This window comes from Streptacidiphilus alkalitolerans (genome assembly GCF_042511045.1).
Taxonomy (GTDB): Bacteria; Actinomycetota; Actinomycetes; order Streptomycetales; family Streptomycetaceae; genus Streptacidiphilus; species Streptacidiphilus alkalitolerans.
The window spans coordinates 187,545-211,644 of the sequence record NZ_JBHEZX010000001.1 but is presented as its reverse complement, the minus strand read 5'-3'; the positions used below and the strand labels follow the sequence as shown (position 1 = coordinate 211,644).

Annotated in this window: 25 protein-coding genes; 11 read left to right on the top strand and 14 right to left on the bottom strand. The window is 71.4% G+C overall.

Going from position 1 to position 24,100, the window contains the following annotated elements:
* Positions 1-2 precede the first annotated feature (2 nt).
* Positions 3-1,550, bottom strand: a complete 1,548-nt coding sequence (locus tag ACEZDG_RS01010) for an amino acid permease (protein ID WP_380501146.1) — start codon at positions 1,548-1,550, stop codon at positions 3-5.
* A gap of 379 nt (positions 1,551-1,929) precedes the next feature.
* Between ACEZDG_RS01010 and ACEZDG_RS01005 the strand changes: the two genes are divergently transcribed.
* From ACEZDG_RS01005 to ACEZDG_RS00995, 3 genes are all read left to right on the top strand, one after another.
* Positions 1,930-2,559, top strand: coding sequence for a PadR family transcriptional regulator (locus tag ACEZDG_RS01005; RefSeq protein ID WP_380501144.1), 630 nt, complete (start codon positions 1,930-1,932; stop codon positions 2,557-2,559).
* A 178-nt stretch (positions 2,560-2,737) separates the two neighbouring features.
* Positions 2,738-3,766, top strand: a complete 1,029-nt coding sequence (locus tag ACEZDG_RS01000; protein ID WP_380501142.1) for an ATP-binding cassette domain-containing protein — start codon at positions 2,738-2,740, stop codon at positions 3,764-3,766.
* 83 nt (positions 3,767-3,849) lie between these two features.
* Complete coding sequence (locus ACEZDG_RS00995) at positions 3,850-4,596, top strand: ABC transporter permease (RefSeq protein ID WP_380502208.1); 747 nt, start codon at positions 3,850-3,852, stop codon at positions 4,594-4,596.
* On the opposite strand, the gene ACEZDG_RS00990 is transcribed toward ACEZDG_RS00995, so the two are convergent.
* The 5 genes from ACEZDG_RS00990 to ACEZDG_RS00970 form a co-directional block, all read right to left on the bottom strand.
* Positions 4,578-5,399: a DUF4389 domain-containing protein gene (locus ACEZDG_RS00990; RefSeq protein ID WP_380501140.1), complete on the bottom strand. Its 822-nt coding sequence runs from the start codon at positions 5,397-5,399 to the stop codon at positions 4,578-4,580. The genes ACEZDG_RS00995 and ACEZDG_RS00990 overlap by 19 nt on opposite strands.
* Before the next feature lie 109 nt (positions 5,400-5,508).
* The gene (locus ACEZDG_RS00985; protein WP_380501138.1) at positions 5,509-6,414 is read right to left on the bottom strand and encodes an Fpg/Nei family DNA glycosylase; all 906 of its coding nucleotides are present in this window, start codon (positions 6,412-6,414) and stop codon (positions 5,509-5,511) included.
* Between the two features lie 17 nt (positions 6,415-6,431).
* Complete coding sequence (locus ACEZDG_RS00980; protein ID WP_380501136.1) at positions 6,432-6,833, bottom strand: MmcQ/YjbR family DNA-binding protein; 402 nt, start codon at positions 6,831-6,833, stop codon at positions 6,432-6,434.
* A gap of 170 nt (positions 6,834-7,003) precedes the next feature.
* Complete coding sequence (locus ACEZDG_RS00975; protein WP_380501134.1) at positions 7,004-8,359, bottom strand: ricin-type beta-trefoil lectin domain protein; 1,356 nt, start codon at positions 8,357-8,359, stop codon at positions 7,004-7,006.
* Between the two features lie 224 nt (positions 8,360-8,583).
* Entirely contained in the window at positions 8,584-9,180 is a 597-nt protein-coding gene (locus tag ACEZDG_RS00970) for a hypothetical protein (RefSeq protein WP_380501132.1), read from the bottom strand.
* 62 nt (positions 9,181-9,242) lie between these two features.
* Between ACEZDG_RS00970 and ACEZDG_RS00965 the strand changes: the two genes are divergently transcribed.
* A complete protein-coding gene (locus ACEZDG_RS00965) occupies positions 9,243-9,515 on the top strand; it encodes a hypothetical protein (protein WP_380501130.1) in 273 nt (90 codons plus the stop codon).
* On the top strand, positions 9,512-9,949 hold the full coding sequence (locus ACEZDG_RS00960) for a type II toxin-antitoxin system VapC family toxin (RefSeq protein WP_380501128.1): 438 nt from the start codon (positions 9,512-9,514) through the stop codon (positions 9,947-9,949). The genes ACEZDG_RS00965 and ACEZDG_RS00960 overlap by 4 nt, the downstream gene beginning before the upstream one ends.
* On the opposite strand, the gene ACEZDG_RS00955 is transcribed toward ACEZDG_RS00960, so the two are convergent.
* From ACEZDG_RS00955 to ACEZDG_RS00945, 3 genes are read right to left on the bottom strand one after another with little or no spacing between them, the layout of a single operon-like run.
* Positions 9,915-10,859, bottom strand: a complete 945-nt coding sequence (locus tag ACEZDG_RS00955; RefSeq protein WP_380501126.1) for an alpha/beta hydrolase — start codon at positions 10,857-10,859, stop codon at positions 9,915-9,917. The genes ACEZDG_RS00960 and ACEZDG_RS00955 overlap by 35 nt on opposite strands.
* 48 nt (positions 10,860-10,907) lie before the next feature.
* On the bottom strand, positions 10,908-11,375 hold the full coding sequence (locus ACEZDG_RS00950; protein WP_380501124.1) for a cupin domain-containing protein: 468 nt from the start codon (positions 11,373-11,375) through the stop codon (positions 10,908-10,910).
* Between the two features lie 52 nt (positions 11,376-11,427).
* Entirely contained in the window at positions 11,428-12,363 is a 936-nt protein-coding gene (locus ACEZDG_RS00945; RefSeq protein WP_380501122.1) for an NADP-dependent oxidoreductase, read from the bottom strand.
* Between the two features lie 89 nt (positions 12,364-12,452).
* On the opposite strand from ACEZDG_RS00945, the gene ACEZDG_RS00940 reads away from it, so the two are divergent.
* On the top strand, positions 12,453-12,956 hold the full coding sequence (locus ACEZDG_RS00940) for a MarR family winged helix-turn-helix transcriptional regulator (protein ID WP_380501120.1): 504 nt from the start codon (positions 12,453-12,455) through the stop codon (positions 12,954-12,956).
* A gap of 65 nt (positions 12,957-13,021) precedes the next feature.
* Here ACEZDG_RS00940 and ACEZDG_RS00935 read toward each other — a convergent pair whose 3' ends face one another.
* The 3 genes from ACEZDG_RS00935 to ACEZDG_RS00925 form a co-directional block, all read right to left on the bottom strand.
* A complete protein-coding gene (locus ACEZDG_RS00935; RefSeq protein ID WP_380501118.1) occupies positions 13,022-14,476 on the bottom strand; it encodes a catalase in 1,455 nt (484 codons plus the stop codon).
* Between the two features lie 91 nt (positions 14,477-14,567).
* Positions 14,568-16,346, bottom strand: a complete 1,779-nt coding sequence (locus tag ACEZDG_RS00930) for a peptide-N4-asparagine amidase (RefSeq protein WP_380501116.1) — start codon at positions 16,344-16,346, stop codon at positions 14,568-14,570.
* Positions 16,347-16,467: 121 nt separating this feature from the next.
* Positions 16,468-18,531: a phosphocholine-specific phospholipase C gene (locus ACEZDG_RS00925; RefSeq protein ID WP_380501114.1), complete on the bottom strand. Its 2,064-nt coding sequence runs from the start codon at positions 18,529-18,531 to the stop codon at positions 16,468-16,470.
* 223 nt (positions 18,532-18,754) lie between these two features.
* On the opposite strand from ACEZDG_RS00925, the gene ACEZDG_RS37860 reads away from it, so the two are divergent.
* The gene (locus ACEZDG_RS37860) at positions 18,755-18,988 is read left to right on the top strand and encodes a zinc finger domain-containing protein (protein WP_449341726.1); all 234 of its coding nucleotides are present in this window, start codon (positions 18,755-18,757) and stop codon (positions 18,986-18,988) included.
* A 47-nt stretch (positions 18,989-19,035) separates the two neighbouring features.
* Here the strand turns inward: ACEZDG_RS37860 and ACEZDG_RS00920 are convergent, their stop codons facing one another.
* Positions 19,036-19,956, bottom strand: a complete 921-nt coding sequence (locus tag ACEZDG_RS00920) for a DNA-3-methyladenine glycosylase family protein (RefSeq protein WP_380501112.1) — start codon at positions 19,954-19,956, stop codon at positions 19,036-19,038.
* Between the two features lie 89 nt (positions 19,957-20,045).
* On the opposite strand from ACEZDG_RS00920, the gene ACEZDG_RS00915 reads away from it, so the two are divergent.
* Positions 20,046-21,014, top strand: a complete 969-nt coding sequence (locus tag ACEZDG_RS00915) for a helix-turn-helix transcriptional regulator (protein ID WP_380501110.1) — start codon at positions 20,046-20,048, stop codon at positions 21,012-21,014.
* A 57-nt stretch (positions 21,015-21,071) separates the two neighbouring features.
* On the opposite strand, the gene ACEZDG_RS00910 is transcribed toward ACEZDG_RS00915, so the two are convergent.
* Complete coding sequence (locus tag ACEZDG_RS00910; RefSeq protein ID WP_380501108.1) at positions 21,072-21,782, bottom strand: peptidylprolyl isomerase; 711 nt, start codon at positions 21,780-21,782, stop codon at positions 21,072-21,074.
* A 165-nt stretch (positions 21,783-21,947) separates the two neighbouring features.
* Here ACEZDG_RS00910 and ACEZDG_RS00905 point away from each other — a divergent pair, with 165 nt between their 5' ends.
* From ACEZDG_RS00905 to ACEZDG_RS00895, 3 genes are read left to right on the top strand one after another with little or no spacing between them, the layout of a single operon-like run.
* Positions 21,948-22,517, top strand: a complete 570-nt coding sequence (locus ACEZDG_RS00905) for a carboxymuconolactone decarboxylase family protein (protein WP_380501106.1) — start codon at positions 21,948-21,950, stop codon at positions 22,515-22,517.
* Positions 22,510-23,310 carry a helix-turn-helix domain-containing protein gene (locus ACEZDG_RS00900; RefSeq protein WP_380501104.1) on the top strand — a complete coding sequence of 267 codons (801 nt, stop codon included), beginning with the start codon at positions 22,510-22,512 and terminating at the stop codon, positions 23,308-23,310. The genes ACEZDG_RS00905 and ACEZDG_RS00900 overlap by 8 nt, the downstream gene beginning before the upstream one ends.
* A gap of 28 nt (positions 23,311-23,338) precedes the next feature.
* Complete coding sequence (locus ACEZDG_RS00895; protein WP_380501102.1) at positions 23,339-24,070, top strand: class I SAM-dependent DNA methyltransferase; 732 nt, start codon at positions 23,339-23,341, stop codon at positions 24,068-24,070.
* Positions 24,071-24,100 lie beyond the last annotated feature (30 nt).

Sequence of the window (24,100 nt, the reverse complement as noted above, 5' to 3'; positions counted from 1 at the left end):
GCTCAGGCCCCGGCGCTCTTCCGCTTCGTCCGGTAGGCGACCAGGCCGAGCAGCAGCGCCCCGCCGAGGAACAGCAGGGTGAAGTACTGCAGGTACCAGTGGCCGCCCTGCGGGTCGTAGACCTCGGCGCGCGGCCAGGCCAGGTTGACCGCCATGGCCACCCCGTAGAGCACGGCCAGGACGTTGATCGGCAGGCCCCAGCGGCCCAGTGAGAACAGCGGGCGGCCGGTCTCGTCCGCGCCGGAGCGCCCGCCCAGCGGCACCCCGCGGAAGCGGCGCAGCAGCATCGGCCCGGTCACCATCGCGTAGGCGAGGTAGACCAGCACGATGCAGGTGGTGCCCAGGGCCAGGTAGACCGAGGCGGAGACCAGGCTCAGCGCCATCGCCGCCGCCGCGAGCACCCCGACCACCACGGCCGGCGCGTTCGGCGTACCGGTACGGGTGCCGACCGCGGCCAGCCGCCGGGAGGCGGGCAGCGCACCGTCCCTGGCCATGGAGAACACCATCCGGGCGCCTGCCGTCTGGATCGCCAGGGTGGCCACGCAGACCGCCACCGCGACGTCCAGCAGCAGCGCCCGGCCGACCCCGCTGCCGAGGCGGCTGGTCAGTACGTAGGACAGGCCCTGCCCGGCCAGGTTGCCGTCGGTCAGGCTGGGCGCGGCCAGCACCCCGCCCAGCAGCACCAGTCCGCCGCCGATCCCGGCCGCGGCCACCGCGCCGAGGATGGTGCGCGGCGCGGTACGGCTGGGGGAGCGGGTCTCCTCGGACATCTCGCCCGCGCTGTCGAAGCCGACCAGGACGTAGGCGGCGCTGAACGAGGCGATCAGGAACACCCCGAGGTAGCTGCCGCCGGCCTGCCCGGTGTGCAGCACCACGCCGGGGCCGCGCTCGGTGTGGGTGAACAGCAGCACCGCCATCAGCGCGATGCCGATCAGCTCGCAGGTCACCCCGACGCTGTTGATCAGCGACATCACCCGGATGTCGACCACGTTCACGATGGTGGTGGCGACCAGCAGCACCAGCCCGAGCAGCACCGCGTTCTCCGCGCCGCTGTGGGTGGTGGGCGAGGGGTCGCCGCCGACGAGCTGGAAGCCGGACCAGATCGCCGGCAGCACCACCTGCAGCGCCAGCGCCGCGGCCGAGACCACGACGATCTGCCCGATCACCATCAGCCAGCCGGCGAACCAGCCGAAGGCGGGGGTGCTCAGCCGGGTCGCCCACTGGTAGACGGCCCCCGAGATCGGGTAGCGGGCGGCCAGTTCGGCGAAGCAGGCGGCCACGGCGAGCTGGCCGACCAGCACCACCGGCCAGGTCCAGACGAAGGCGGCGCCGCCGAAGGAGAAGCCGAAGGCGAAGAACTGGAACACGGTGGTGAGCACCGAGATGAAGGAGAAGCCGGCCGCGAAGGAGGCGTAGCGGCCGAGTCTGCGGTGCAGCTCCTGGCGGTAGCCGAAGGCGGCCAGGGCGCCGGCGTCGCCGCCGGGGCCGGCGGTGTCCGGGGCTGGGGCCGGTGCGCTGAGGGTGCCGCTGGTGGTGCCGGGATCGGACATGGATGTCCCCTGTCGCTCTGAGGCGGTGCGCGGGTGCAACTGGACGGAGCGACAGGCGGGACGGGTCCGTGGCGGCGGACGTCGTGATTGGCAGTCAGAGAAGCGCCCGGGCGTTGCGTTCGCGCTAAGCGGGCGTTACGGCTGCGGAAACCGTGCGGCGCAACCCGTCCGACACGGCCGCGATATGGCGGGGAAACCTGGTGACCCTAATTTCTGTCGTGCGACAGGTATTAAGGCTCGACCCCGCGGGTCCCGGTGGCGGCCGGGGCCCGCTTCGCATGCCCCTTGTCCTGCCCGAGAGACGCGATATAGCGTGTTGACACCGCGACAGTCGCGTCCATATACTCGGGACCGGATAGTCGGACCCGAGGAGGGCGTGATGGCCGGACGAAAGATGAGCAACCCGCTCGCCCTCGCCGTCCTGGCGACCCTCCGCGAGCAGCCGCGCCATCCGTACGAGATCGCCCAGGTGCTCCGCTCCCGGCACAAGGAGCACAGCATCAAGATCAATTACGGTTCGCTCTACACCGTGGTGCAGAGCCTGGAGCGGCACGGGTTCATCGAGGCCGCGGCGGTCGAACGGGACGGCCGTAGGCCTGAGCGCACGCTCTACAGCCTCACCGGCTCCGGAGCCGTCGAACTGCACGACTGGCTGGCCGAACTGGTCGGTACCCCGGTCAAGGAGCACCCCCGCTTCGAGGCCGCGCTCTCGCTGATGGGGGTGCTGCCCCCGGACGAGGCCCGCAGACTGCTGGAGCAGCGGGTCGCCGAACTGGACGCCCGGGTGGCGGAGGGCCGCGAAGGCCTCGCGGAACTCCTCAAAACGCTGCCCCGGGTGTTCCTGGTGGAGTCCGAGTACAGCCTGGCCATGCTCGCCGCCGAGGCGGAGTGGACCCGTCAGCTGGTCAAGGACATGGCCGACGGCTCGCTCAGCGGAATCGACGGCTGGCGGCAGTTCCACGCCACCGGCCGGGCGCCGGAGGAGTGGCTCGCACTCGAAGAGGACTGACAACCGAAAAAAGAACCCCGCCCAGGTGCGACAACACCGGGCGGGGCCAGCAACCTCGGCACCGACTTGCGACAACAAGGCTCGGCACCTACGAGGCACTCTCACCGACCATCGTAGCCCGAGTCCCCAGTCGCTGATCAGCCGCGGAACGATCAACGAACGAAGGGACAGCACCACCATGACCAGCCCCGCCCCGCCCGCCACCAGGGCAGCGACCACCCGCACCCCCGCCGTCCAGGCCACCGAGCTGGTGAAGACCTACCAGGTCAAGGGCCGCAACGAGCCGGTCCGCGCGCTCGACGGCCTCAGCATCTCGGTCGAGCCCGGCATCGTCTTCGGGCTGCTCGGCCCCAACGGCGCCGGCAAGTCCACCACCGTCAAGATCCTCACCACCCTCGCCGCCGCCGACAGCGGCCACGCCGTCGTCGCCGGACACGACGTCGCCGCGGACCCGGCCCGGGTGCGCCGCTCCATCGGCGTGGTGGCCCAGCGCTCCGGCGCCGACCCGGTCGCCACCGGCCGGGAGAACCTGCTGCTGCAGGGCCGCCTCTACGGCATGCGCGGCGCCGAACTGAGCCGCCGCGCCGACGAGCTGCTCGGCCGGTTCGACCTGACCGACGCCGCCAAGCGCCAGGTCAAGACCTACTCCGGCGGGATGCAGCGACGCCTGGACGTGGCGCTCGGCCTGGTCCACCGCCCGCAGGTGCTGTTCCTGGACGAGCCCACCACCGGGCTCGACCCGGAGGCCCGCACCGCCATGTGGGAGGAGATCGCCCGGCTGGCCGGCGACGAGGGCCTGACCATCCTGCTCACCACGCACTACCTGGAGGAGGCCGACAAGCTGGCCGCCAGGCTCGCCATCGTCGACCGCGGCCGGATCGTCGCCGAGGGCAGCCCCGACGAGCTCAAGGGCGAACTGCACGGCGACGCCGTCCACGTCGAGCTGGTCCGGGCCCCGGCCGCCGACGCGCTGCCGGTGTACGAGGCGCTGGGCCGGGTGCCCGGCATCCGGGAGATCACCGTGGACGGACGCCGGGTCAGCGCCCGCGCCGACGACGGCGCCGCCGCCGTCCCCGCCGTCCTGGCCGCGCTGGACCAGGCCGGCAGCCCGGTCGCCGCCGTCACGGTGGCCCGCCCGTCCCTGGACGACGTCTACCTCCGCTACGCCGGACGCAGCTTCGCCGACGCCGAAGGAGGCACCCGATGAGCACCGCCGCAACTGTCCCCGCCACGTCCGCCGTCCCCTCGACCCGGCCCAGGCCGACCGAGGCCGTCGCCCAGACCTGGTACATGACGCAGCGCCAGTTCATGGCCTTCGCCCGGCAGCCCGCCTATCTGATCATCACTCTGATCCAGCCGGTGATCTGGCTGTTCCTGTTCGGCGCGCTGTTCCGCAAGGTGGTCGAACTGCCCGGCTTCGGCAGCGGCTCCTACCTCGACTACCTGGTCCCCGGCGTGATCGTGATGAGCGCGGTCTCCGCCAACATGTGGGCCGGGATGGGCACCCTGGAGGAGATCGAGCGCGGCACGCTCAACCGCTTCCTGATCACCCCGGTCCGCCGCAGCGCGCTGATGAACGCCAATGTGGTGGCCCAGTCGGTCACCACCGCGCTGCAGTCGGTGATCATCATCCTGCTGGGCTGGGCCGGCGGAGCGCACTACCCCGGCGGGGCGCTCGGGCTGCTGATCCTGGTCCTGGTGTCCTCCGCGCTGGGCACCATCTTCGGGGCCTTCTCCAACGCGCTGGGCATGCTGGTGCGCGAACGCGAGTCGATCATCGGCATCAACACCTTCCTGCTGCTGCCGCTGACCTTCCTCTCCTCGGCCTTCATGCCCTCCGGCCTGATGCCGCACTGGATGCAGGTGGTGGCCCGGTTCAACCCGGTCAACTGGGCGCTGGAGACCGGCCGCGCGGCGATGGCGGCCGACGCCGACTGGTGGTCCGTGCTCAGCCACGGCGGCTGGACGCTGCTGCTGGCCGCCTTCGCGGTCTGGCTGTCGCTGCGGACCTTCCGCTCCTACCAGAAGTCCGTCTGAGCCGGCGCGCTGCTGCTGTTGTTGTTCGTGTTGTTGTCGCTGTTGTCGGTGGCGAGGTTCTCGGCGGCACTGCTGAACAGCCCCACCACCAGGAACAGCACCACCAGGCCCTTGCCGAGACCGCTCAGCAGCAGCGGCCTGGTGGCCGACACCGCCTCGGGCGCCGTCCCGTAGGCGGTGTCGGCGTCGTCGCCGAAGATCCGCTTGGGGTAGGCGGAGGTGAGCAGCAGCAGGTAGGCACTGAGCCGCATGCTGTAGCGCAGCACCGCCGCCGTCGCCTCGAACAGCGGGCGCGGCATCCGGCCCAGCACCAGCACCACCAGCCAGACGATGATCGACACGGTGTACCAGCCCGCGGTGAGCAGGCCCTCCACGATCGCCGCGGGGATCACCAGGATCAGCCGGAAGAACACCGCGAGCCGGTTCAGCGGCCCCGGGTGCACCTCGACCTGCACCGGGTAGCCCTCCGGCCGGTGGTCCAGGGTGAACGGCGGATAGCGGTCCACCAGCAGCATGGCGCTCGCGCCCACCCGGGTCTGGTACCCGAGGAAACCGGTCAGGTACTGGGCCGCGAAGTCGGGCAGCCGACCGGTGAACAGCGCCCCGAACCAGCCGATGACCACCACGAAGAACGCCAGGATCCCCAGCAGCCACAGCGCGATGAACTGCGGGATCAGCAGCAGCCAGCGCAGCAGCACGGTGAGCCGCGACTGCGGCCCAGGCTCCGGGATGTCCAGGGCCGGCAGCCACTCCGCGGCCGGGCCCGGGCTCGGGATGGTGCTGGTCCAGCCGGTCTGTGCCATGCGGAGCGCTCCGTTCAGCGTGCTGACCCCCACTCAGGCCCAAGCCTCCCAGCGCCCCCGCCCCACCGCGCGCTGGACGCGGCGCATTGACCCACCCGGGTAGCCGGGGCTACTTCAGGAGGCGGGAGAGGCGGCGGTCGGCGAGGGGTTTGCCGTTGGTCTGGCAGGTGGGGCAGTACTGGAGCGAGGAGTCGCTGAAGGACACCTCGCGGATGGTGTCCCCGCAGACCGGGCAGGGTTCCCCGGTGCGGCCGTGGACCCGGAGCCCGCTCTTCTTCTCGGCCTTGAGGTCGCGCAGCGGGAGCCCGCGGGAGCGTTCGACCGCCTCCCGCAGCGTGCTGCCGATCGCGGCGTGGAGGCGGGCGGTCTCCTCCTCGGAGAGGTTGGCGGCGGGTTTGAACGGGGACATCCGGGCCGCGTGCAGGATCTCGTCGGAGTAGGCGTTGCCGATGCCGGCGATCACGCCCTGGTCCCGCAGCATGCCCTTGATCTGGCGGCGCTCCCGGTGCAGCAGCTCGGTGAAGGCCGCCAGGGTGAAGCTGTCGGCGAGCGGGTCGGGTCCGAGCCGGGCGATACCGGGCACCTGCTGCGGATCCCGGACCAGGTGGACGGCGAGGCGCTTCTGCGTGCCCGCCTCGGTGACGTCGAAGCCGGCGCCCTCGGGTTCGGCGAGACGTACCCGCAGCGCCAGCGGGCCCTTGCCCGGGCGCGGGGGCGCGGCCGGGAGCGCTTCGTTCCAGCGGATCCAGCCGGCCCTGGCCAGGTGGATGACCAGGTGTAGTTCGCTGGTGCCGCTCCCGGCGCCGGCCCCGGCATCCCGTCCGCCGGCGGTGAAGTCGAGGAACTTGCCGTGCCGGGTCACGCTTTCGAAGACCAGGCCCTCGAGCGCGCCGGGAGGGGGGTCGTAGGTCTTCAGGGCATGGACGGCCAGCGGGTACACCCGGGCGACGGAACGGCCGACGAGGTGCTCGGCCAGGAACCCGGTGAGGGACTCGACCTCCGGCAGTTCAGGCATGGCACCAAGTCTGCACCCTACGGGGCGGAGGGGTTCAGGTACTGCTGCGCCAGCCGCTTCGGTGCGCGGAGCAGCCAGGCCTCGACGATCAGCTCGCCGAGCTCGGTCGGGTCGATCCGGTCGAGCCGGACCAGGACCGCCGGGTAGCCGTCGAAGTGCGGGATGGTGAAGAAGACGTCCGGGTTCGAGGCGATCAGCGCCTGCCGTACTCCGGTGTCCGCGACCCGCGCGCCCAGGACCGGTCCGTCCGGGGCGGTGGCCCCGAGGGCTGTGAGGGCCTCGATGTCGGTGCGGCGGAGCGGGCGCTCCCAGACGAAGCTCTTGTCCTTCACCCACCAGTGGGCGTTTTCGCGCGACAGCCGTTCGCTCGTCTCCGGCAGTGCCAGCGCGAGCCCGCGTACGTCGTCCCAGGTGGCCACGGGAGGATTTTATCCGTTTTTCCCCCGCTCGGCGTGCGCCCGGCGGTGGGACCCCGGGGGTGCGGGGTCCCACCGCCGGGCTCCCGTCCGGCCCGGACCGAACGGGGCTCGGGGTGGGGGAGCGGGGGTCAGCGGGGATCAGCCGGGTCAGTGGGGGTCGCCGGCAGGGGTCAGGGCAGGTTCCACTTCTGGTTGGCGCCGCCGGTGCAGTCCCAGATCTCGGTCTGGGTGCCCGGCGTGGTGGACCAGCCGGTGTCGTCCAGGCACTTGTTCGACTGCGGGTTGTAGAGGGACCCGTTGGACTGCGGGATCCAGACCTGGGAGCCGGTGTTGTTGCAGTCGTACAGGTCGACCGGGGTGCCGTTGGCGGTGCCGGCCGCGTAGACGTCCAGGCACTTGCCCAGCACATGCAGGGTGGTGCCGGCCTGGACGAAGGTCCACTTCTGGGCGTTGGTGCCGTTGCAGGTGTAGACCTGGATCGGGTTGTAGTTGGCGGTGCTGGATGAGCGGTCGTCCAGGCACAGGCCGCCGTAGCCGGTGATCGCGCCGCCGGTCCCGGTGCCGCCGCCGCCACCGCCACCGCTGCCGGTGGTCGTGTACGCCGCGACGTAGCCGACGCTCATGGTGGCCCCCGAACTGGTGGAGCCGGTCGGGGTGGTGCAGTTGCAGACGCCGTTGGGGAAGCCGCCGCCGATGGCGAGGTCGAAGATGATCGACAGGTTGTGGTCGAACGCCTGCTGCCAGGTCGACGCGCCCACCTGGCTCTCGCTGACGCTGAAGTACTGGGCGCCGTCCAGGTACCAGGTGATGGTCTCGGCCGAGGTGTTGGTGCGGTCCAGGATCATCGAGTAGGTGTGGTAGCCGGTCTGGCAGCCGCCGCAGGCGCGGAGCCCGCTGCCGATGCCGTTGCCCTCGTTGCAGACGCCGCCCGGGTAGGTGCCGCAGTGGATGGTTCCGGCGACCTGGGAGAGGGCGTTGACGTCCTCCATGATGTCGATCTCGCCGTTCTCGGGCCACTGGCCCGGGCCCAGCATCCAGAAGGCGGGCCAGTAGCCGAGGCCGCTGCCCGGGTTGGGCTGCTGGATCGACGCGGTGACCTGCAGCTTGCCGCCGGCCGGGGCGCCCACGTTGGCGCTGGGGGTCTGGATCCGCCCCGAGGTCCAATTGCCGCCGTTGTTCAGCGCGGTGATGTCCAGGTGGCCGCTGCCGTCCAGGTGGACGTTGCTGGTCGAGTTGGTCATGGTCTCGATCTCACCGGTGCCGAAGTTGGAGCCGGGACCGGTGTCGTAGATCCAGTTCGAGGAGGACGGCGCGCTGCCGGAGCCTCCGGCGAAGCCGTCGCTGAACACGGTGGTCCAGCCCGAGGGCGCGCCGGGCACGGTCACCGCCTGCGCGCTGGACGGGAAGGCGGCGAAGACGGCCAGCAGGGCGGTGGCGAGCAGCGCCGCGCTCCGACGCCAGCGCCGGGCGATGGCGCGTGCGGACCGCCGCGTGGGTGGGGGTTTTACGGCAGGGGACAGGGACATCTACGGCTCCCGGGGACTCAGGCCGTGCGCTGTGGGGGTGCAGGGCCGCGCGTGGGGGTGGAGGGCGCGCCGACGTACTCCTGGCTGGGGCGGGCAGCGCGTGCCGATGGGTCTCTCGGCACTATGGCGCTTGGCATGAACATGGGTCAATAGTTGTGCCCAGCATGCTTTGTGCGACGCCTGCGGCTTCAATACCTGAAGCCGGCGGCCCGCCCCACGGCCCGTCAGCGGGGTCGGTCGAGCTCGGAGACTTCCTGGAGCAGCCCGTAGACGAAGCGGGCCCGGCGGTGGTGCAGGGTGCCCTCCGCGTCCGGAAGGGCGAACTGGCTGACCCAGCGCTGGGGCGCGTCCGCGGGCAGGTGCCTGACCTCGGGGGACAGCCGCTCCAGGTCGGTGACCACGTACTGCCACGGCGCCAGCTCGCCGGTCGCGGGTACGGCGGGCGGCTCCGTCCCCGGCGCCCGGACCAGCCATTCCTGCCAGACCCCGCGGTCGGGGCCCTCGACCGCCTCGAAGCGCAGCTCGGGCCACAGCGGCAGCGACCAGTGGTGCAGCAGGCAGGTCAGATCGCCGGTGCGCTGCTCGCGGACCGAGTCCTGCGGGCCCAGGACCGCGGTGTAGCGGGCCACCCCGCGCGGCGCCGTCCTGGACCGGACGAAGCGCTGCCAGTCGGCGTTGACCTGGCGCATGTCCATGGCCGAGCAGCCGAGTCCGCTGCGCGCCCGCTCCACCAGCCCCGGCTGGAAGTCGGCCATCCGCCGCAGCAGCACCAGCTGGAACTCCACCACCCCGAACCCCACCACCCCGAACCCCACCGTCACCGCCCCAGCATCCCATGGCCGGGAGCCCTGTCCTCTGGCAAAAGTTTTGCTAGATTAGTGGCATGAATGACATCGGCTCCGCCCCCGAGCAGGACCCGACCGTGTCCGTGTCGGTCTCCTTCCACGCGAGTGTCATCGACTCGGTCCGCGACCGTGTGGGCAAGCGCGGTGTGTCGCCGTATGTCGAGGCCGCAGTGCGTCGGCAGATCGAGCGTGACAACCTGCAGGCGCTGATCGAGGCGAATGAGGAGATCCACGGCCCGCTCACGCCGGAGGAGATCCGGGCGGCCCGGGAAGAGATCCATGGTGCGGCCTCGCGCGACGAGGTCGCGTGAGTGGGACCTGGGTGCTCGACAGCGAGGCCCTCTCCCTCTACCTGCGCGCCGATCGGAAGATGACCGCGCGGCTGGCGGTGGCCCTTCAGGACGACGTCCGGGTGGTGAGCGCCGCAGCCACCGTCGTCGAGGCCGACCACGCCGCGGTGCATCCGGCCAGGCTCGACTGGGCGTTGTCCCGGCTTGTGGTTGTTCCGCTGACCCTGGATCTGGCCAGGGCCGCGTCGAAGCTGTTGCGGAGCACGGGCCTGCACGGGCACAAGTACGCGATCGACGCCATGGTCGTCGCCACCGCCTTGGCCCTGCCCGACAGACCGGTGTCCGTGCTGACCTCGGACGTGGACGACATCGCCACCCTGCTCGGCGATCGGCTCGACCGGTCCGGCCCCGGGCGGGCCTTCAGTCCCGCGCAGGTCCGCGTCCTGCCGGTATGACGGTGGGCGCCCCTTCCCTGCCCGCCCAGTGGGACTTGGTGAAGGCGGCGGCGGAGTGGAGGGCGGCGTCGGCTTCGTCGACGAGGGCGGCGAAGCCCTGGAAGACGTGCGGGAGGCCGGGCCAGATCTGCAGGTCGACCTGGACGTCGTGGGCGCCGGCCCGGGCGGCCAGCCGTACCGCGTCGTCCAGCAGGATCTCGTGCGATCCGACCTGGATCAGCAGGGGCGGGAGGCCGGTCAGGTCGGCGAAGACCGGGCTGGCCAGCGGGGAGGCGGGGTCGGCCGGGCCGAGGTAGTCGCCGGCCCGGGTGCGCAGGCCCTGCGGGGTGAGCGCCGGATCGGCCTCGGCCTTGCCGGCCAGGCTGTCGCCGGTCAGGGTCAGGTCGGCCCAGGGGGAGAAGACGGCGGCCGAGGCGGGCTGCGGCAGGCCGGCGTCCTTGAGTGCGACCAGGGTCGCGACCACCAGTCCGCCGCCCGCAGACTCGCCGACGAAGGCGACGGCGGTGCTGGGGACGCCCTGGTCGAGCAGGGCGCGGTAGGCGGCCACGGCGTCGTCCACGGCGGCGGGGAAGGGGTGTTCGGGGGCGAGCCGGTAGTCCACGGAGACGGCCCGGGCGCCGGAGCGCCGGGCGACGTCGGCGGCCAGCCCGGCCGAGTCGGCGGCCGAGCCCAGGGCGTAGGCGCCACCGTGGAAGTAGAGCAGGACAAGTGACGGATCGTCACCGGGCGTCTCGACGGTGACCACGGGGACGCCGCCGAGCAGCCCCGGCTTGACCGAGACGTCCTCGGGCAGCGGTATGGACGCGATCATCTCGTGGAAGACGGCGCGCTGTTCGGCCACGTCGCCGCCGATGTCCAGCGGGCCGTGGCGGAGCAGGTCGTCGAGGGTCTGGCGCTGCTGCTGGGTCATGGTGATGCCGTTTCTGTTCAGAAGTGTCTGGATGCGCGGGGCCCGCGGTCAGCGCGGCGGGCCGACGATGACCTGGCCGTACAGGTCGGCGGCCTCGGCCATCCGGTCGCGGGAGATCTCGAAGCCCTCGGGGCGCGGGGTGGCCAGGTCGCGTCCCGCGTGGCGGAACATGCCCTCGATGCCGCCGGGGGTGCAGATCATCAGCAGGTCGGCGCGGTCGGAGGTGATCCGGTAGCCGTGCGGGACGTTCTTGGGCAGGTAGACGATGCCGCCCTCCGACAGCTCCATCTCCTCGCCGTCGGACCACACCAGCGCGCTGCCCTTGAGCAGCATGAAGACCTCGTCCTCACGGGTGTGCAGGTGGTACGGCGGGGCCTCGTCCTTGCTGACGGTGAAGCGTCCGACGGTCAACTGCCCGTCGGTGGCCGCGCTGTCGAGGAGGACGGCGAAGACGCCGCCGTCCAGCCATTCGAGCTTCTGCTGCTGGTCGGGCTGGGCGAGGTAGGCCATGCTCATGCTGGGCTCCTTCGAGTGGCGTAGTTGTGCATGCAGGGCGGTCGGCGGGAGGTCAGAGGGCGGGGAGCAGCAGGACCTTGCCCCGGATCAGCCCGGCCGCGCTGTGCTCGTGCACCTCGGCGGCCTGCGTCAGCGGGTACCTGCCGCTGACGTCGACCCTGAGCTCGCCGGCGTCGACCGCCTTGGCCAGGGCCGCCAGCCGGTTGGCGTCCGCCCGCAGCTGCATCCCGAGGGCCCGTACGCCCCGCTCCGGATCGGCGACGGCGGGGGTCGCGGTGCTGACGACGACTCCGCCCGGCCGGACCAGGCCGGTCAGCGCCGCCAGCTCCGCCTCGGAGGCCGACACCAGGTTGAGCACGACGTCGACCGGCTCGGTGAGCGCCTCGGCCGGGGTGGTCGCGGTGTAGTCGACGATCTGGTCCGCGCCGTCCGCGCCGACGGCGGCGGTGCTGCGCGGGCTCGCCGTGGCGATGACGAACGCCCCGGCCTGCTTGGCCAGTTGTACGGCGAAGCCGCCGACACCGCCGCCCGCGCCGTTGACCAGCAACCGCTGGCCTGCCTGCAGTTCCGCGTGTTCGAACAGCGCCTGCCAGGCGGTCAGCGCGGCGGCGGGCAGGGCCGCGGCGTCCGCCAGCGGGATCCCGGACGGCGCCGCCGCCAGTAGGTCGGCCGGAACCGCGACGAACTCGGCGGCGGCCCCGTCCAGCACCATCGGCAGGTAGCCGAACACCTGGTCCCCGAGCGCCCAGGCGGTCACCCCGTCGCCGAGCCGCACCACCGTTCCGGCGACGTCGATGCCGGGGACGTGGGGGAGGGCGACCGAGAAGACCTGCTGCAGGTAGCCGGCCCGGATCGCGGCGTCGACCGGGTTGAACGAGGTCGCCGCGACCTGGACCAGGACCTGGCCTGCGGCCGGCTCGGGCCGGGCGGCGTCCTCGTAGTGGAGCACGGTGGGGTCGCCGTACTGGTGGAAACGTACTGCCTTCATGGGAGCTCCTTCGACATATGTGCTGCGAATTCGAAGCACATGGGAACCATACGCCTGCTTCGAATTCGTAGCAAGTAGAATCTATGGCTATGGCCGACACTTCGTTCCTGGATCCCGGGCAGCTGGCTGCCTACTTCGCGCTGATGGAGGTCAGCAGCCTGCTTCAGCACGCCGTTGACCAGCAGCTTCGCGAGGACGGCGGGCTCAGCTACATCCAGTTCCAGATCCTCGCCACGCTCGGGGAGACCCCGGACGAGCCGCAGCGGATGACCGATGTCGCCGACCGGCTGGTGCACAGCCGCAGCGGGCTGACCTACCAGGTCACCCAGATGGCCAAGGCCGGGCTGCTGACCAGGGCGCCGTCCAGCGACGACGAGCGCAGCACCATGGTCAGCGCCACGCCGAAGGGGCAAGAGGTGCTGGCCCAGGTGTTCCCGGGCCATGTCGAGCTGGTCCGGCAGGTCCTGCTGGCACCGCTGACCAGGGCGGACATGGACGCGCTCAGCGACATCCTAGGGCGGGTCCGCGCGCATATGCGCGCCGACCCGCCCCGTTCCGCCGCCCCGCGCCGCAGATCCGCCCACGACAGATAAATCGACAGGACGATAAGCCGCCCTGTCGTCCCTCGTCGCCCCCTGCCGCGCGGCTACCCGCGCGGTTACCCGCGGAGCGCTGCCGCGATGCGGTCGCCGATCGACTTGTCGATGCTGGACCAGTACTGCAGCGCACGTTGCAGCACCGGTGCGGAGACGCCGTTGGCCAGGTGGCCGGCGACGTTGGAGACCAGGCGGTCGCGGGCCGCGTCGTCCAGCACCTCGCGCACCAGCGTGCCGGCCTGGCCCCAGTCGTCGTCCTCGCTGTGCAGCGGATACGCCTCGCGCACCATGCTGCCGGAGACGTCCCAGCCCAGCGGTTCGCCGAAGCGCGCGGTGTCGGCGGCCGGACCGCCGTACGAGTTCGGCGCGTACACCGGGCCGGTGCCGGACGCCTCGAAGCGCATCGGTCCGTCCTTGGCGTAGGAGTGCACCGGGACGTGCGGGCGGTTCGGCGGGAGCTGGGTGTAGTTCGGGCCGACCCGGTACCGGTGGGCGTCCGGGTAGGAGAAGATCCGGCCGAGCAGCATCTTGTCCGGCGAGACCCCGATGCCGGGCACCAGGTTGGAGGGCTCGAAGGCGGCCTGCTCGATGTGGACGTGGTAGTCGTCCGGGTTCCGGTCGAGCGTCATCCGGCCGACCTCGATCAGCGGGTAGTCGCTGTGCGGCCACACCTTGGTGAGGTCGAAGGGGTTGAACCGGTAGTTCCGGGCCTCGTCGAAGGGCATGACCTGCACCTTCAGCGTCCAGGAGGGGTGGTCGCCGCGCTCGATGGCCTGGTACAGGTCGCGCAGGTGGGCGTCCGGGTCCGCGCCGGCCAGCTGGTCGGCCTCGGCCTGGGTGAGGAAGTCGACGCCCTGGTCGGTGAGGAAGTGGTACTTGATCCAGAACTTCTCCCCGCCCGCGTTGGCCCACAGGAAGGTGTGCGATCCGTAGCCGTTCATATGGCGCCAGGTCTTCGGCACGCCCCGGTCGCCCATCAGCCAGGTGACCATGTGCGCCGACTCGGGCGACAGCGTCCAGAAGTCCCACTGCATGTCGTTGTCGCGCAGATGGGTGTCGGGACGGCGCTTCTGCGAGCGGATGAAGTCCTGGAACATCATCGGGTCGCGGACGAAGAAGACCGGGGTGTTGTTGCCGACCAGGTCGTAGTTGCCCTGCTCGGTGTAGAACTTCACGGCGAAGCCGCGCGGGTCGCGCCAGGTGTCCGGCGTCCCCAGCTCACCGGCGACGGTGGAGAAGCGGATCAGCAGGTCCGTCGTCCTCCCCGGCTGGAAGAGGTCGGCCTTGGTGTAGCGGCTGACGTCATGGGTCACCCGGAAGCTGCCGTAGGCGCCGCCGCCCTTGGCGTGCACCACCCGCTCCGGCACCCGTTCCCGGTTGAACTGGGCCATCTTCTCGATCAGGTAGTGGTCGTGCAGCAGGATCGGGCCGACCCCCCCCGCCGTCAGCGAGTCCGCGTCGCTCTCCACCGGGATGCCTGCGTTGGACGTCGTGTGCGGGACCACTGCGTCGGACATGAGGTGGCTCCTCCTGGGGACGGGGCAGCAGCTTCCGACTCAACCACCGGTCGATCACCCCGGCAACAGGGAGCCAGGTCGGACGCGGCGCTCAGCCCGACGGGGTGGCGACGGCGGCCAGGGTGTGCCGGTCGCAGCGGAGCAGCCGGTCCGCCGTCACATAGCCGTGGGCCGCGGTGATGCTGCGGTCGTAGCAGTCGCCGGTGTCGGTGCTGCCCAGGTAGTGCTCGGAGTCGGTGCCGTCGGCGGCCGTGGTGAGACCGCCGGTACGGGCCAGCACACCGGTGGCGTCGACCCGGTCGTCGGTGACTGCGGTCGGCAGCCAGCGGTTGCCGGAGCGCACGCTGTCGACCAGGACCCGGCCCTGGGAGACCGTCGCGGAGAGGGAGTAGTTGTCCCCGTCAGTGTAGAGCGGCACGTCGGAGTCCACGGTGACCGGGTACGACCAGGCGTGCCGCACGACGCTCGGCCGGGCGGCGCCGCGAGTGGCGCCGCGGCCGGTGCCGCGAGCGGTGTCATGACTGGTGGTCACGGTGGTGGCGCCGTACTCCTGCTGGGCCACCCGCTGCCGTTGCCCGCCCGAGGAGACGGCGTCGGTGTTGCGGTAGACGGCGTGCTGGGACACCGTGCTGACGACCCGTCCGTGCGAGGTCTGCAGCCAGCCGGAGGTCTGCCAGTCGCGCTGGGCGGTGGTCCTGACCTCGGTGGTGTCGCCGCCGACCGGGGTCTCGGTGGTGCTGACGGCGGGGGACAGGGTGAGGGTGTCGCCGCTGAGCGCGCCATGGGTGCGGGCGGCGCCGTGGTCGGTGTCCAGGAACAGCGTGCCGTCCACGGTCCAGGTGTCGGCGGCGCCGTAGGGGGTGAGGGTGAAGGTGTGCGGCTTGCCGTCGACCAGCTCGCCGGCGAACGGGGTCAGGTCGAGGTCGTAGGCCTGGGTGACGAACTGGTCCACGGCCGGGATCGGCCGCCACAGCGTCGGCACGATGCCGCCGGAGTAGACGACCGGGTACGGCTGGGCGATCCCGGCGGGCCGGCCGTCCACCGAGACCTGCACCTCGCGGTAGGCGCCGCCGCCGCACAGGTAGTCCGGATACCTGGCGGCGAGGTCGGACGGCACCGAGTCGAACCACTGCTCGTCGCAGCCGCCGCCCCGGGCGTAGACCTCCAGCTGGACGCCGGTGAGGTTGCGCGGCAGGGTGACCGTCTTCACCGCCGACTGCCCGGGGCCGAGCGAGTACCAGCCGGCCCCGGCCGGGTCGGAGGACAGCGGCAGCACCTGGTCGGCGGTGCGCGCGGCCGGGTGCTGCCGGTCGGCCTGGTAGTAGGTCAGGGTCAGCGTCATGCGGTAGACGCCGGTGTAGGTGGAGTTCACCACGTTGCCGAGCGAGACCGCGAGCGGCTGGGCGGTGCGCAGCAGCGGGATGTAGCTGCTGACGTCCTTCTCCAGGTGCCAGCTGATCCCGTCGGCGGTGGGTTCGGGCGTGCTGGTGCGCAGCACCTCGGCCCCGCCGATCCAGACCCCCGCGAGCCGGTCGTACTGGCGTCCCTGCACGGTGCCGGACCAGTCCAGCACCACCTTGGTCCAGGGGCCGGGGCAGCTCTCGGGCGGGGTGACCGTGCCGGTGTAGGGCGGTGAGCTGATGGTGTTGCCGAAGTCGTTCCGCATCACGGTCACCGTGCAGTGCGGCGTCGGCGGGCGGCTCACCGGGGGCAGCGCGGTGACCGGGTTCTGGTACCCGGTCTCGACCGGCGCGTCGGCGGCGGTCGCCGTCCCGGCCCCCGCGGTGCCCAGCGTTCCGAGCGCGGTCGCCAGCAGGACGGCGGCGCCGCCCAGTACTCCGAGTCTGTGCCGCAGGCCCCATGCGCGCATCCGAACGCCACCTCCGCCGATCATGACCAGGTCCTCGGAGGACCTTGCACCCAATGACGGTACATGCACAAGAGGCCCTCGGTCCCGATCGGCCCGAGGTGGCGTTCGGGAAGCCCCGTGGTCAGCCGCTGACGCTGGCCGTGCCGGTTTCGAGGTGGCCGGTGAGCCGGCGGGTCCAGCCGGCGTCGCTGCTGACGGTGACCGTGAAGTCGTACCAACCGTTCTGGTACGCAACGGCGTTGAAGTAGTCGGACACGGTCGCCCCGGCGGCGACCTGGTAGTGCCAGGGGCCGTCGGTGCGGTAGTTGGTCGAGGTGACGGTGAAGGTGACCGCGCTGGTGCCGGTGTTGGCCAGGTGGACGAACAGCGCCTGCTTGCCGGTGTCCGGGGCCGCCGCGTACGTCGTGGTCGCCTCACAGGTCTTGCCGGCCGCCGTGGTGTCCCCGGTGAAGCGGCGCAGGAAGCGGTTGGGGCCGACGCAGGTCAGGTCGTACTTGCCGTTGCCGTAGCCGCTGCCGACGTTGAAGTAGTCGATGGCGGTGCCGTCCGCGCCGGTCGAGGCGTTGTGCGGGGCGACCGTGTACTGCCACGGGCCGCCGCTGCGGTAGGCGTTGGCGTAGATCGAATAGTGCGCGTAACTCGTGGCCTGCGCACCCTGGTTGGCCATCCGGATCCAGACCAGGGTCTTGCCGCCGGAGTCGAACTCCAGGTGGTCGACCCAGGCGTTGGGCTGGTAGGGCAGCGCGCGGGCGGGCTTGCTGCCCGACTCCTGCGCGGGCAGCGCGTTGGTGGTGGGCCCCGGGTTGGGCAGCGGATCGCAGTTGGCCTGCCCGAAGACGGTGCTGGTGGCGGGGAGGGACGGTGCGCCGTAGACCGGGTTGCCGAAGTCGAAGGCGCCGGTGAGGTCGCCGCAGACCTGGCGGCGCCAGGCGGAGATGTTGTTGCAGACGGCCGGGGTGCCGAGGGCGGCGGTCCAGGTCTCCAGGAAGCGGATCACCGAGGTGTGGTCGTAGACCTGGGAGTCGACCCAGCCGCCGCGGGTCCACGGCGAGGCGATGATCATCGGCACCCGGAAGCCCAGGCCGATGTTGGTGCTGGAGTAGAACTCCCCGGCGGTCCCGGACACCGCGGCCGGCGGCGGGACGTGGTCGAAGAACCCGTCGTTCTCGTCGTAGTTGAGGAACAGCACGGTCGAGTTGAAGGTGGTCGGGTCGGCGGCGATGGCCTGCAGCACCAGGTTGACGAAGTGCGCGCCGTCGTTCGGCGGCCCGTCGGGGTGTTCGGAGAAGGCCTGGTTGGCGACCACCCAGGAGACCTGCGGCAGGGTGCCGGCCAGCGCGTCCGCCTTGATCGCGGCGGCGATGTCGTCGGGGGTGGAGCCGGTGGACGGGACCGAGCCCATGCCGCGCTGGTAGAGCGCGCTGCTGGTGCCGGCGTTGGCGAACTGCTTGAAGTAGGCCAAGGCGTTGTCGCCGTAGTTGTCGCTCGCGTTCTGGTAGACCTTCCAGCTGACCCCGGCGTTCTGCAGCGACTCGGCGTAGGTCTGCCAGCTCAGCCCGGACTCGTCGCCGCCGTCGTAGGCGGGGCCGCCCGCCGTCCCGGCCGGGTCGATCATGCCGGACCAGAGGTAGGTGCGGTTGGGGCCGGTCGCGCTCAGGATCGAGCAGTGGTAGGCGTCGCAGATGGTGTAGGCGTCGGCCAGCGCGTAGTGGAACGGGATGTCCGAGCGGTTGAGGTAGCCCATGGTGCGGTTGGTGCCCTTGGCGGAGATCCAGGAGTCCATCTTCCCGGCGTTCCAGGCCTTGTGCTGGGTCGACCAGGAGTGGTCAAGCGAGCCGTCGCACTGGGCGATCGTCTCCGCGGTCTGGCCGGAGGCGGGCGCGGTGCTGCTCATCTGCCAGGGGTACTGCCGGCCGCTGCCGTTGGGCTGGTTGAAGACGCTGCTGCCGCCAGAGAGCTGGATGGTGGCGCGGTCGCCGAAGCCGCGGACGCCCTTGAGGGTGCCGAAGTAGTGGTCGAAGCTGCGGTTCTCCTGCATCAGCACGACGACGTGTTTGACGTCGTTGATCGTCCCCGTGGCCGCGGCGGCGGCCTTGGGGGTGGCGCCGGGCAGGGCGTCGAGGCCGAGGACCGCGCCGAGTGCGGCGGCCGAGCCGAGAAAGGTACGACGGGTTACGGGCGCCACGTGAGTCCTCCGGAACGAGAGTGTTCGACGTGGGGACTATGGAGGGCGCAAGTGGCCTGATCCCCCGTCAAAGGTGACAGGGGCATGAAGTCGCGCCTACCGTTTGGACCAGACTCGTTATCCATCCGTTATCGACGGTCCTATGTGTTCGGCACATGCCATTTTCCCGGCAGGGCTCTTTGTTCCCATCAATCGCTGACAACGTCGTGCTCTGCCGGGCACTATGAAACGGAAGCATCTACGCCGCTTGCGAGGCCCTATGTCTGTCCGGACCATTTCCATGACGATGCCCGCAGCCGGGCCCTCCGAGGAGAACCGCGCCGCCGCCCTGCGGCACGAGTGCCCGACCTGTGGCCGCGCGCCCCGATCGGCCTGCATCACCGCCGGGGGAGCCCGGATGACCAACCCTCACATCCCCCGCCTCCGCCGCGCCGGCTGGACCGCGCCCCAGCCGTAGCAGACGGCGCCGTCCCGCAGGGGCTGGTGGTCCGGGTCGGCCGGGGCTCAGCCGGCGACGCGGAGGTAGTGGGCCCAGTAGCCCTGGAGCTCGCCGTAGGTGGTGGCGAGGCGGCGGAACTCGGGCTCGTCGACCGGGTGCCCGTAGGCACGGGCGGCGGCGCGGGAGAGTTCGCGGTCGTAGGCGATGTGCTCCATCCGGCCGAGGCCGCGGATCAGCAGGAACGACGCCGACCAGGGGCCGATTCCGGGCAGTTCGAGGATGCGCTCGCGGACCGCGTCGTAGTCGCCGCGGCGGAGGAAGTCCTCGTCCAGGTCCAGCCAGCGGAGGATCGAGCCGTGCAGGAAGCCGGCCTTGCGCCGGTTGCCGATCAGGGCGGTCAGCTCGTCCTCGTCCAGGGCCGCCAACTGCTCGGCGTCCGGGAACGCCCACAGCACCCGGCCGTCCAGTTCGATCCGGTTGCCGACGGCTTCCACCAGCGACTGCTTCATGGTCCTGGCCACCGGCATCGGGATGCGCTGGCACAGGATCGCCCAGCACAGCAGCTCGAACGGCGACGGGAATTTGACCTGGTGGTAGCCGCGCAGCCGGTCCGCCACCCGCCGGAACGCCGGGTCGTGCTGCGCGGCGGCGTGCAGCGGCGCCAGGTCGTCGTCCAGGCCGAGGTAGAAGCTCAGCCGGTCGGCGGCGGCGGTCGCCGTCCGGCTGTCGACGGGACCGTCCGCCGTCAGCTCGCAGTCCAGGCCGGTGTCGGTGCCTTCGGCTGCGGCGGTGAGCCGGGCGGCCAGCGTGGTGGAGTTCTCGCGCAGTGCGAGCGTGAGCTCCGCCCTGGCCGTGCCCTGCTGCCCGGTCATCGCCGGGAAGGAGCCGATGAAGGCGAGCGAGGCGCCGAAGTCGAAGGGCTGCCGCGCCGGGAGGCGCAGGGTGACGCTGGAGCGGTGCTGGACGGCGGTGTCGTTGCTGCTCATGGGACTGTCCTCCGTGGTCTCGGTGTCTGTCGGGGACTACGGTCCCGCTTAAACCTGACAACGTCCGTCAGGTTTTATGCTGGCTTCCCATGAAGGCCGACCGACTGCTCTCGATCATGCTGTTGCTGCAGACCCGGGGCCGGGTCACGGCCGTGGAACTGGCCGACCGGCTGGAGGTCTCGGTCCGCACCGTCTACCGGGACGTCGAGGCGCTCTCCACGGCCGGGGTGCCGGTGTGGACCGAGCGCGGACGCAACGGCGGCATCCGGCTGCTGGCGGGCTACCGCACCGACGTGACCGGGCTGACCAATGACGAGGCACGGGCGCTGTTCGTACTCACCGCGGACGGGACCCATGACGCGCTCGGTCTCGGCGGCGCCATCGACTCGGCCCTGCGCAAGGTCATGGCGGCCCTGCCGGCTCCCTACCGTGCGGACGCCGAACGCACCAGCGAACGCATCCTGGTCGACCCGGCCCGCTGGCGCACCGTCACCCCCGCTGCCGCGGGCGTCGAGCTGGCGGAGCTGCAGCAGGCCGTCTTCACCGACCGCCGCCTGGAACTGGCGTACCGTCACAGCGGCAGCGCCGAGCCGCGGGGCTACACCGTCGACCCCTACGGCCTGGTCAGCAAGGCCGGGGTCTGGTACCTGGTCGCCGACCGGGACGGTGAGCCGCAGCTGTTCCGGGCGGACCGGGTGCGCTCCGCGACGACCTCGGCCGAGCCGGTGCGCCGCCGCCGGGGCCAGGGCCTGAGCGAGGTCTGGTCCGTCCTCCGCGAACAGGTCGAGCGCGGCTCGGAGGAGGTGCTGGTCCGCTGCCTGGTCCGGTGCGCCCGGCTGGACATGTTCCTGCGGTTCCAGTCGGCCAACCTGCTCGGTCCGCCCGAGCAGCCGGCCCCCGACACCGACTGGACCGCGCTCGACCTGGGCTTCCCCGCCCTGCGCGCCGTCCGCGGCCTGCTGGTCCACGGCGCCGACGTCGAGATCCTCGACCCGCCCGAGGCCCGCACCGAACTCGCCACCGCGGCGGCCGAGGTAGCCGCCCTCTACCGTGGCTGACCGGTCACAGCTCGTTCACGTTGTCCAGGTCGTCCAGGCGTGGCCGTCGGCGGCGGGTCAGTGTCGACTGATCGTCACCCGGCTGATGTCGACCGGGAGCGTGGGGAAGCCGTCGCCGGGGCCGTTCTGGTCGTCCTCGCCGGCCGCGGCGATCTTCTGCAGGACGTTGAGCCCGCCGGTCACCCGGCCGAACGGGGTGTAGAGCGGCGGGAGTTTGGTGTCCTTCCAGACGAAGAAGATCTGGCTGCCGTTGGTGTTGGGACCGGCGTTGGCCATGGCCACGGTGCCGGCCGGATAGGTGGCGCCGGTCAGGTTCTCGTCGTTGAAGGAGTAGCCGGGGCCGCCGCTGCCGGTGCCGGTGGGGTCGCCGCACTGGAGCACGAAGATGCCCCTGGTGGTGAGCCGGTGGCAGTGGGTGCGGTCGTAGTAGCCGTGCGTGGCCAGGAAGCGGAAGGAGAAGGTGGTGCAGGGAGCCTGGGCGGTCAGCGCCTGAAAGGTGATCACACCCTGGCTGGTGCGGAGCCCGGCACTGTAGGGCTGGGCCGCCTTCGCGGCGTTGAAGACGGGGATGCCCTTGAAGCGGTCGGCCGGGACGGCCGGGACGAAGCCGCAGCCCGCGGGCGCGGAGGGGGTCGCGGCGGCGGCCGGGTGCGCCGCTCCTGCCTGCGGTTTCGTATCCGGGCCGACGCCCTGGGCCTGCGCTGCTCCGGCCAGGCCGAGGACCAGGGTGGCCGCGGCGGCGAGCAGTGTCCATTGCCGGTGCTTCATGGGCGGAACCTCCGTGGTGTTACGCGTTGTCATGTCCCTGTGGCCTTCCCCGGCCGGTGCCGGGCTATGCCTCCACTGACACCCCGTCATGAGGTGGCAGCGTCGCATCGGCATGTACCTCTGAGGGAATTGGTTCGATCCCGTGGGAGCCGCAGACTCGTGGCCATGACCAGTTACCGGATCCACACTGTCGACACTGCTCCCGAGGGCGCCAAGCAGCCGTTGATGCTCCTTCAGGAGGCGTTCGGGTTCATGCCCAACGGGGCCGGCCTGATGGCGAACTCCCCGGCACTGCTGAGCACCTTCTTCTCGGCGTTCGGCCACTTCCGGGGCAGCGGCACGTTCGGCCCGGACGAACGGCAGGTGCTGCTGCTGTCCAACGCGGTCGCCAACGGCTGCGCCTGGGCCGTCGCGTTCCACTCGCTGGAGGCGCTGGCGGACGGGGTCGAGCCGGCCGTGGTCGACGCGTTGCGACGCGGCGAGCTGCCCGCCGATCCGCGGATGGCGGCATTGTCCGCCACCACCCGGGCGTTCATCGGCAAGCGGGGCCACCTCGACGACGCGGACGTGACGGCGTTCACCGCAGCCGGCTTCACCGAGGGCCAGCTGTTCGAGGTGATCGCCGGCGCGGCGATCTCGACCACGACGAACTACGCCGCGAATGTCGCCCGGCCGCCACTGGAGCCGCCGGTGCGGCCGTACGCCTGGACCGAGGGGCACTGGGGAGGTGTCTGACGTCGGTTCCCTGCTGAAACACTGGCGCACCGCCCGGCGGCTGAGCCAGCTGGCCCTGGCCGCCGAGGCGGAGGTGTCGGTCCGGCACCTGTGCTTTCTGGAGACCGGGCGCGCGAAACCCAGCCGCGGCATGGTGCTCAGGCTCGCCGAGGTGCTGGACGTGCCGCTGCGCGAACGCAACACCCTGCTGCTCAGCGCCGGATTCTCGCCCGAGTACCCGGAGTCGGAACTCGACGCACCGGCGCTCACCGCCGTACGCGACGCGCTCGAAACCATCCTCGCCCAACAGGAGCCGTTTCCCGCCCTGGTGATGGACCGGAGCTGGGACATCCAGCACACCAACACCGCCGCCCGCCGCTTCTTCGCCCTGCTCCAGGACGGCCGGAGGACGACAGCGCCAGGACCCCCGAATGTGCTCCGCCGGATGTTCCATCCCGACGGTGTGCGGCGGCAGGTGACGAACTGGCCGGAGGTCGCCGAGGCCCTGGTCCGGCGTGCGCGCAGGGAAGCGATCGGAGGTGTCGCCGACGAACGCGCGCAGCGGATCCTTGACGAGGTGCTGGACTACCCCGACGTGCCGGCCTCGCTGCGGTCGATCGACCCGGCCACGCCGCTGCTGCCGATCGTGCCGATCCAGTACGCCCACGGCGACCGGCAGTTCGACTACTTCTCCACCGTGACCACCCTGGGCACACCGCAGGACGTGACGCTCCAGGAGTTGCGCATCGAGTGCTTCTTCCCGATGAACGACGCAACCCGGTCGCACGCGCTCCAACTCGCCGGGCCTCGATGAGTCGCTGCCTTCGATTAGTCTTGCGGGCATGCCTGATGTGTTTGCCGGAGTTCGCCTGCTCGGCCCGCCGGAAGTCGACGGCGAGTACATCGGATTGGGCGAGCACGAGATCGTGCACCTGCACGAGTACACCCGGATCTACGCCGTCCCCGGCCTCTACGAGCATGTGGTGCAGGAGCGGCTGCAGTGCCGTTCGCCGCAGGTCGCCGCCGCCGGCCTGCTGCGCGCGGTGGCCCGGCTCGGGCTCGAGCCGGGCTCGTTGACGGTCCTCGACGTCGGCGCCGGCACCGGAGCGGTCGGCGAACTCCTGCGTCAGGGCGGCGTGGCCCGGGTGGTCGGGGTCGACTCGCTGCCGGCGGCGCGCGAGGCGAGTCTGCGCGACCGGCCGGACGTCTACGCCGACTACCTGGTCGGCGACCTCTCGGACGAGGGCGACCTCTCGGACCAGGGCGCGTTCGACGGGGCACTGCGCCCGTATGTGTTCGGCGGCCTGGTGTCGGCCGGGGCGTTCGGTGGCGCCCACGCCACGCCGCAGGCCCTCAGGAACGCACTCGCGCTGCTGCCGCCCGGCGCTCCGGTGGCCTTCACGATCCACGAACGCTGGATGGACACGTCGGATCCGGACGGGTTCGGCGTCGCCGTCGAGCAGTTGGTGGCCGCCGGGGAACTCGTGCCGCTGGAACGCACCCGGTTCCAGCACCGGGTGACCACGACCGGCGACCCCGTCTTCTACCAGCTCATCACCGGCCGGACCGGATGAGCCACTGGATGAGCCGCCGGACGAGCCACC

Coding starts and splice junctions, on each gene's coding strand:
- ACEZDG_RS01010 (WP_380501146.1), bottom strand. CDS start 1,550: ATGTCCGATCCCGGCACCACCAGCGGCACCCTCAGCGCACCGGCCCCA.
- ACEZDG_RS01005 (WP_380501144.1), top strand. CDS start 1,930: ATGGCCGGACGAAAGATGAGCAACCCGCTCGCCCTCGCCGTCCTGGCG.
- ACEZDG_RS01000 (WP_380501142.1), top strand. CDS start 2,738: ATGACCAGCCCCGCCCCGCCCGCCACCAGGGCAGCGACCACCCGCACC.
- ACEZDG_RS00995 (WP_380502208.1), top strand. CDS start 3,850: ATGACGCAGCGCCAGTTCATGGCCTTCGCCCGGCAGCCCGCCTATCTG.
- ACEZDG_RS00990 (WP_380501140.1), bottom strand. CDS start 5,399: ATGGCACAGACCGGCTGGACCAGCACCATCCCGAGCCCGGGCCCGGCC.
- ACEZDG_RS00985 (WP_380501138.1), bottom strand. CDS start 6,414: ATGCCTGAACTGCCGGAGGTCGAGTCCCTCACCGGGTTCCTGGCCGAG.
- ACEZDG_RS00975 (WP_380501134.1), bottom strand. CDS start 8,359: ATGTCCCTGTCCCCTGCCGTAAAACCCCCACCCACGCGGCGGTCCGCA.
- ACEZDG_RS00965 (WP_380501130.1), top strand. CDS start 9,243: ATGAATGACATCGGCTCCGCCCCCGAGCAGGACCCGACCGTGTCCGTG.
- ACEZDG_RS00955 (WP_380501126.1), bottom strand. CDS start 10,859: ATGACCCAGCAGCAGCGCCAGACCCTCGACGACCTGCTCCGCCACGGC.
- ACEZDG_RS00950 (WP_380501124.1), bottom strand. CDS start 11,375: ATGAGCATGGCCTACCTCGCCCAGCCCGACCAGCAGCAGAAGCTCGAA.
- ACEZDG_RS00945 (WP_380501122.1), bottom strand. CDS start 12,363: ATGAAGGCAGTACGTTTCCACCAGTACGGCGACCCCACCGTGCTCCAC.
- ACEZDG_RS00940 (WP_380501120.1), top strand. CDS start 12,453: ATGGCCGACACTTCGTTCCTGGATCCCGGGCAGCTGGCTGCCTACTTC.
- ACEZDG_RS00935 (WP_380501118.1), bottom strand. CDS start 14,476: ATGTCCGACGCAGTGGTCCCGCACACGACGTCCAACGCAGGCATCCCG.
- ACEZDG_RS00930 (WP_380501116.1), bottom strand. CDS start 16,346: ATGCGCGCATGGGGCCTGCGGCACAGACTCGGAGTACTGGGCGGCGCC.
- ACEZDG_RS37860 (WP_449341726.1), top strand. CDS start 18,755: ATGAAACGGAAGCATCTACGCCGCTTGCGAGGCCCTATGTCTGTCCGG.
- ACEZDG_RS00920 (WP_380501112.1), bottom strand. CDS start 19,956: ATGAGCAGCAACGACACCGCCGTCCAGCACCGCTCCAGCGTCACCCTG.
- ACEZDG_RS00915 (WP_380501110.1), top strand. CDS start 20,046: ATGAAGGCCGACCGACTGCTCTCGATCATGCTGTTGCTGCAGACCCGG.
- ACEZDG_RS00910 (WP_380501108.1), bottom strand. CDS start 21,782: ATGAAGCACCGGCAATGGACACTGCTCGCCGCCGCGGCCACCCTGGTC.
- ACEZDG_RS00905 (WP_380501106.1), top strand. CDS start 21,948: ATGACCAGTTACCGGATCCACACTGTCGACACTGCTCCCGAGGGCGCC.
- ACEZDG_RS00895 (WP_380501102.1), top strand. CDS start 23,339: ATGCCTGATGTGTTTGCCGGAGTTCGCCTGCTCGGCCCGCCGGAAGTC.